Raw genomic sequence first — 5,785 nt, forward strand, 5'->3', positions numbered from 1 at the left:
GTAAGCTGGTCATTCAGGCTTCCGCTCAGCTCGGTGGGGAAGGGGCCTTCACCCACGCGGGTGGTGTAGGCCTTGGCGACGCCGATGACGCGGTCAATCAGGGTTGGGCCGACGCCTGCACCGATGCAGGCACCGCCGGAAACGGGATTGGAGGACGTGACGTACGGGTAGGTGCCGTGGTCCAGGTCCAACAGCGTGCCCTGGGCACCTTCGAATAGGATGTTCTTGCGATCTCGGGCTGCCTGATGAATCGTCTGGGTGCACTCCACCACGTGGGGTGCGAGGCGCTTGCCGTATCCCAGATATTCCTGTATGACGTCTTCGGCGTTCAGGGGAGCAACGCTATAAATGGTGTGAAGAAGTTCGTTCTTCTCCTGAAGTGGACCCTCAAGGCGATCCCTCAGCCGCTGTTCGTCCAGCAGGTCGATGACACGGATACCACTGCGCTGCGACTTGTCGGCGTAGGTGGGGCCGATTCCGCGGCCTGTGGTTCCGATCCGTCGTGCTCCCCGCTGCTTCTCCATGGCCTGGTCGAGCAGGCGGTGGTAGGGCATGGTCACGTGGGCCGTGGATGCCAAGCGAAGTCCTGAAATATCAATGTCATTGGCGATGAGCATGTCCAGCTCACCGAGCATCACCTTGGGATCCACCACCGTGCCGGATCCGATCAGGCAGATCGTGTCGGGATAGAGGATTCCAGAGGGAATCAGGTGCAGCTTGAGCACACGATCGTCAACAACAATCGTGTGGCCTGCGTTTACACCACCCTGATAGCGAACCACCACATCGGCGGAGCGGCTCAGGAGATCGGTGATCTTTCCTTTTCCCTCGTCACCCCACTGCGCTCCGATGACGACAACGTTGGCCAAGAACACGGCGGCCCGAAGCCGCAGATCTGCACAATCCGCGAGTATCTCAGATCTCGGGTGGCCTCGTCAAAACTGAGATTGTCTTGGGGGCTCAGCTGCCCCGGACTACTGATTTCTCAGCCTTGTTGAGTTCCTTGGCGATGCGATCATGCAGCGCTTCCGGCAGGGGGCGATTGGCATAGGAGGCGTAATGACCAGCCAGAGAATTCAGAGCGGTCTGCATTGTGGTGAAGGAGCTGAGTCCGTTCACACGGGGCTGGGGCCGATAACGGGACATGTAATCGTTGATCAGGGCCCGCGCTTCGGCTTCAGCTTCGGCGTGGGTGGGATCGTCCTGAGGCAGGTCGATCACCGTCAGCAGAGTGCGGGAGACCGCCACGGTGTCTTCCACGTAGTTGCCGCTCAGACGAGCTTCAGCGTCCCCACTGCAGGCCGTCAGGAGGAGGCATAACCCGAGGCCAAGGGCTATGGCAGCCCGGCTGAGGGGGCGAAGCAGGCGTGTCAGTGCGGAGAGCATGAAACCCTTCTGTGTCGTTTAACTCTAGGGGTGGAGTGCCTTGATCAGGCAGGTCACAGCCTCAGCGTGGGGAAGCTTTTGCACCTCGCTGCTGCTGCGGCACACCAGTTCAACGATGCCCTCGCTGGCGTCGCGTCCCACCACGATCCGCCAAGGGATGCCGATCAGATCCGCGTCTTTGAACTTGACGCCGGCGCGTTCTTTGCGGTCGTCGAGGAGAACATCGACTCCAGCAGCCTGAAGCTCCGCATAGAGCGCTTCCCCTAGCGGGGCCTGGGTGTCGTCCTGGATGTTGGCAACAACCACGATAGCTTCAAAAGGGGCGATGGCGGTCGGCCAGCAGATGCCGCTGTCGTCGTGGTGCTGTTCGACGGCAGCCTGCGCCAGCCTGGAAACGCCGATTCCGTAGCAACCCATCCAGAACGGTTCGGTCTTGCCGTTCTCGTTGGTGAAACGGCTCTCCATGGCCTCGGAATATTTCCGGCCCAACTGAAAAATGTGGCCGACTTCGATGCCTCTTTTTTCCGTCAGTCGTGATTTCGGGTTGTGTTGGCAGACGTCCCCTGCCCGTGCATTACGAAGATCCAGGCTGGTCGGCTTCTGCCCGATGGCGTTCCAGCTGGTGTTGAAACGGTGCAGATCGGGCTTGTTGGCACCACAGACGAAGCTGCCGAGTTCGCTGGCGGTTTCATCCGCCAGACGCAGGAATGTTGGCTCCCAGGTCTTGGCTCCCTGCAGGACGTCATCGGAGAGGTCGGGCCCGATCGATCCAAAGGGGATCGGGTCTATCTGCTGACGGTTGTTGTCGTCTGGTGTGATCGGGCGGCAATCGAGAACACCCTTGTTGAGGGTTTGGCTGACGGCGTTCACGACCTTGGTGGGGTTGAGCTCCTGGTCACCACGGAGGCTCACCAGCAGCGGTTGGAGAGTTTCATCGTCCAGGGTCGCCACGAACAGCAGCACCTTCACCACTTGGCTCGGATCCCAGCCTTTGGCGTCGCAGAGGCTCTCGATGCTGCCCAAACCAGGAGTTGGAATCGATTCCTCCGGGCCATCGGGGAGAGGAGATGCGGCGGATGGGATCGAAACAGCCTTTTCTTGGTTGGCGGCGTATTGGCTGTCATCGCTGATCAGGATCAGGTCTTCCCCGGCATCCGCCGTCACCATGAACTCCTGGGAGGCGGCGCCGCCGATCGCTCCGCTATCTGCATCGACAGGGACGGCATCCAGGCCACAACGTTCAAAGATGAGGCGGTAGGCCTGATCCATAGCGCCGTAGGTCTCGCGAAGATCCGCTTCGCTGGCATGGAAGGAGTACGCATCCTTCATGATGAATTCGCGGCTTCGCATCAGGCCAAAGCGGGGACGGATCTCGTCGCGAAATTTGGTCTGGATCTGATACAGGTTCACCGGGAGCTGCCGGTATGACCTCAGCAGCTCGTCCGCCAGGCTGGTGATCACTTCTTCATGGGTTGGTCCAAGCCCCAGCTCTCTGCTCTGGCGGTCTTCGAGGTGGAACATGATCCCCTCACCAGCGGTGTAGCCCTGCCAGCGCCCGCTTTTTTGCCAGAGCTCAGCAGGATGCAGCTGCGGCAGCAGGGTTTCCTGGGCGCCGGCGCGGTTCATCTCCTCACGCACCACAGCGGTGATCTTTTGCAGTACCCGCCACATCAAGGGGAGGTAGGCGTAAATCCCTGATCCAACGCGACGAATATACCCAGCCCTGAGAAGCAACTGATGCGAGGTTATTTCCGCTTCGGCGGGAACATCCCGAAGCGTCACCAGCAGCAGGCGGGAGACGCGCATCAATCGCAACAAAATGAACTTTAGAAGCTATCATCGCTTCCGAGGCATGCCGATTGCGGAAGTGTCTGTTTTGCTGGAATTCCTCTGTGAGCCCTGAGTCTCGGCTGCTACCGTCCAGCTCAATCCAGACTGTCCTAGGCCCGTCTCATGCTTCCTCGGTCTGTTGAATCTGTGGCGACAAGCGTTCAACAAGCGACCGAACTTTCCATGGATTCGGGCCATGCATCCGCTCAAGCTGAGGCCTTAGTGGGAATCGACGACGTTCAGAAATCCCTGAACCGCTCCCGTGCCTCGGTTTATCGGTACACCAACACAGACACTCGCAACCTCAACCCTCCGTTCAACCCCCGCAAGCTGAATCCGGAGTACCGCAGCGATCAGAAAGATCCGCTGATGTTCCACCCCAACGAGGTGGCGCGCTTCGCCAAAGATGTCTTACGCATCAAAGAAGTCACCGTGGAGGTGCTGAACTCTCCTTCAACGGCGACGCAGCAAATCCTGGGATCGATCCTTGAGGAGCTTCGACTAATCCGAACCCATCTCGAGGCGAGTGGGACATCACCCTCCAATCTGAGCGTACATCTCGACCAGCAAGATCGGCCCGCCGCTTAATGATCGGTGCGTCCTGCTTTTTGCAGTGACAGAATGGGTTGATCAACGTTGTTATCGAAAGAGGGAGCTTTGACAGTTCCCCGTTTTATGGCCTCAGATATTCCCCACCCGTCTCACGATGACGCCATCGAGTCTTCGGAGGCGGATGAGCCGTTCAGTCGTCGCGCTTCGTTGACGGCCATCAAAGGACTGCTGATAGCTGTTGTCAGTTTCAGTGCTCCCCTTGTGGCTGTGATCACGGATCGAACCTTTCCTTCTCCGCAACTGATCCCCACCGCCTCGGATCGGCATGGATCTCCATCAGCTCCCCCCGTCACCTTTGCCAGGCTTAGTGAATCTCATCGTTGAGATTCCGGCAGGAAGCAGAAATAAATATGAGTACTCCGCCGAAGCTGGCGTGATGGTCCTCGACCGGGTGATGCACTCCTCAGTGCGTTACCCCTTCGATTACGGCTTGATCCCCAACACGTTGGCGGAGGATGGCTCTCCCCTCGACGCCATGGTGATCATGGCCGAACCCACTTTCGCTGGTTGCCTGATCAAGACTCGCCCCATCGGCGTGTGGACCTCCATGATCGGGACGTTTACGACGGGAAGATTCTCTGTGTCCCAGACGCAGACCCCCGTCAGGACGAGATCCGAAGCATTCGTCAGATCGCTGCATCCCAGCTTAAGGATGTTGCGGAATTCTTCAGGACCTACCGCACGTTGCAGGGCAGCGTCGTATCGATTGATGGATGGCGCGACCTCAATGCGGTTCAGCCGTTGCTTGATTCCTGCATCAATGCAGCCCATTGATCTCAGGGAAGAGCCCCTTGATTAGGCCGGATGCTTGTAAGTTAGTGCAGACTGAGATTTGCGGAACCCGTGCCCACCATCCGATTCGAGCAGGAAGGCCAGCAGGTTGGCTGCATCGAGGGCGCAAATCTGCGTAAGGCTGCACTTGATGCAGGTGTCAATCCCTACAGGAGTCTCAACAACCTCAACAACTGCAGTGGCGTTGGTCAGTGCGGCACCTGTGTGATGGAGGTGCTTGAGGGGCAGGCCAACCTTTCCCCCCGCAGCGACGTTGAAGAGGTCTATCTGGCAGACCGTCCTGCGAACTTCCGCCTGAGCTGCCGCACCACCGTGAATGGTGATGTCACCGTTCGCACCCGTCCCGCTGAAGGTGTGGGCCGCGGCTCCAATAGCCTCGTTGGTGCGATTAAATCCCTGTTCGGCCGCTGAGTCTTGGCCGGAACTCTCCAGGTCTACAGCTACAACCGCTGCAGCACCTGTCGAAAGGGATTGGCTTGGCTCACTGAGCGAGGCATCGCACATGAGGTGCACGACATCACCCTGAATCCACCGTCCAAGGACATGTTGGTGGCCGCTTACCAATCCCTCGGTGACAGGAAGCTGTTGTTCAATACCAGTGGTCAGAGCCATCGCGCCATGGGCGCAGCAGCAGTGAAGGCTCTGTCAGATGACGAGGCTTTGGAGGCCTTGGCTGCTGATGGGAAATTGATCAAACGTCCGTTCGTGGAGGTGAATTCCTCCACGTACCTGACCGGCTTCAAGCCTGATCTTTGGGAGTCGGCACTCCAGGGCTGAAGTTCAAGCCATCCAATTCGCTGATCAGGGCGTCCACATCGTCTTGGTCGCGGATCTGGCGGAAGCTCGAGCGTTTGATCTCTTCCAGGAGGGCGACCAGCAGATCCTGGCTGCGGCTCAGGACAGGCCCCTGTTCCAGGGTGTGGGCCAGTTCCTCCCAGAGCCGATCCAAGGCCTCGGATCCAAGCGATTCCAGAACCGGGTCCCGCTGACCGATGCGGTTTCCGGCTCCCTTGGACAGGTCGAGTACGGAGGTCACCATGCTTTCAGCCAGTTGGCGGCTGAATTCTGATTCGGCGTTTTGTAGTCCAGGAAGTCGCCGCAGGGCATCTGGCACCACGTTCTGGTCCAAGCTCTGCTGTACCAGATGGCTGATCACGGCCTGGCG

6 protein-coding genes and 2 pseudogenes are annotated in these 5,785 nt (G+C 58.9%); 4 read left to right on the forward strand and 4 right to left on the reverse strand.

The features are described from left to right. The 3 genes from ACGVJ8_RS00255 to ACGVJ8_RS00265 form a co-directional block, all read right to left on the reverse strand. Positions 1-875, reverse strand: an 875-nt coding sequence (locus ACGVJ8_RS00255; RefSeq protein WP_392344954.1) for an adenylosuccinate synthase, incomplete at its 3' end; no start/stop codon positions are given. 85 nt (positions 876-960) lie between these two features. Beyond that, the gene (psb27, locus tag ACGVJ8_RS00260) at positions 961-1,386 is read right to left on the reverse strand and encodes a photosystem II protein Psb27 (protein WP_392344955.1); all 426 of its coding nucleotides are present in this window, start codon (positions 1,384-1,386) and stop codon (positions 961-963) included. A 24-nt stretch (positions 1,387-1,410) separates the two neighbouring features. Continuing rightward, a complete protein-coding gene (locus ACGVJ8_RS00265) occupies positions 1,411-3,192 on the reverse strand; it encodes a proline--tRNA ligase (protein WP_392344956.1) in 1,782 nt (593 codons plus the stop codon). A 147-nt stretch (positions 3,193-3,339) separates the two neighbouring features. Between ACGVJ8_RS00265 and ACGVJ8_RS00270 the strand changes: the two genes are divergently transcribed. From ACGVJ8_RS00270 to ACGVJ8_RS00285, 4 genes and pseudogenes are all read left to right on the forward strand, one after another. After that, entirely contained in the window at positions 3,340-3,804 is a 465-nt protein-coding gene (locus tag ACGVJ8_RS00270; protein ID WP_392344957.1) for a resolvase, read from the forward strand. Between the two features lie 289 nt (positions 3,805-4,093). Next, a pseudogene (locus ACGVJ8_RS00275) lies at positions 4,094-4,602 on the forward strand (inorganic diphosphatase). 69 nt (positions 4,603-4,671) lie between these two features. Next, positions 4,672-5,031: a 2Fe-2S iron-sulfur cluster-binding protein gene (locus ACGVJ8_RS00280; protein ID WP_392344958.1), complete on the forward strand. Its 360-nt coding sequence runs from the start codon at positions 4,672-4,674 to the stop codon at positions 5,029-5,031. Between the two features lie 3 nt (positions 5,032-5,034). Then, positions 5,035-5,397, forward strand: coding sequence for a Spx/MgsR family RNA polymerase-binding regulatory protein (locus ACGVJ8_RS00285; protein ID WP_392344959.1), 363 nt, complete (start codon positions 5,035-5,037; stop codon positions 5,395-5,397). Here ACGVJ8_RS00285 and ACGVJ8_RS00290 read toward each other — a convergent pair. Further along, a pseudogene (locus ACGVJ8_RS00290) lies at positions 5,360-5,785 on the reverse strand (hypothetical protein); the annotation flags it as partial. The gene ACGVJ8_RS00285 and the pseudogene ACGVJ8_RS00290 sit on opposite strands and share 38 nt — an antisense overlap.

This window comes from Parasynechococcus sp. (genome assembly GCF_042954245.1).
Taxonomy (GTDB): Bacteria; Cyanobacteriota; Cyanobacteriia; order PCC-6307; family Cyanobiaceae; genus Parasynechococcus.

Excerpts from the sequence above, each read along its gene's own strand:
- ACGVJ8_RS00270 (WP_392344957.1), top strand. The coding sequence starts at position 3,340 with ATGCTTCCTCGGTCTGTTGAATCTGTGGCGACAAGCGTTCAACAAGCG.
- psb27 (WP_392344955.1), bottom strand. The coding sequence starts at position 1,386 with ATGCTCTCCGCACTGACACGCCTGCTTCGCCCCCTCAGCCGGGCTGCC.
- ACGVJ8_RS00265 (WP_392344956.1), bottom strand. The coding sequence starts at position 3,192 with ATGCGCGTCTCCCGCCTGCTGCTGGTGACGCTTCGGGATGTTCCCGCC.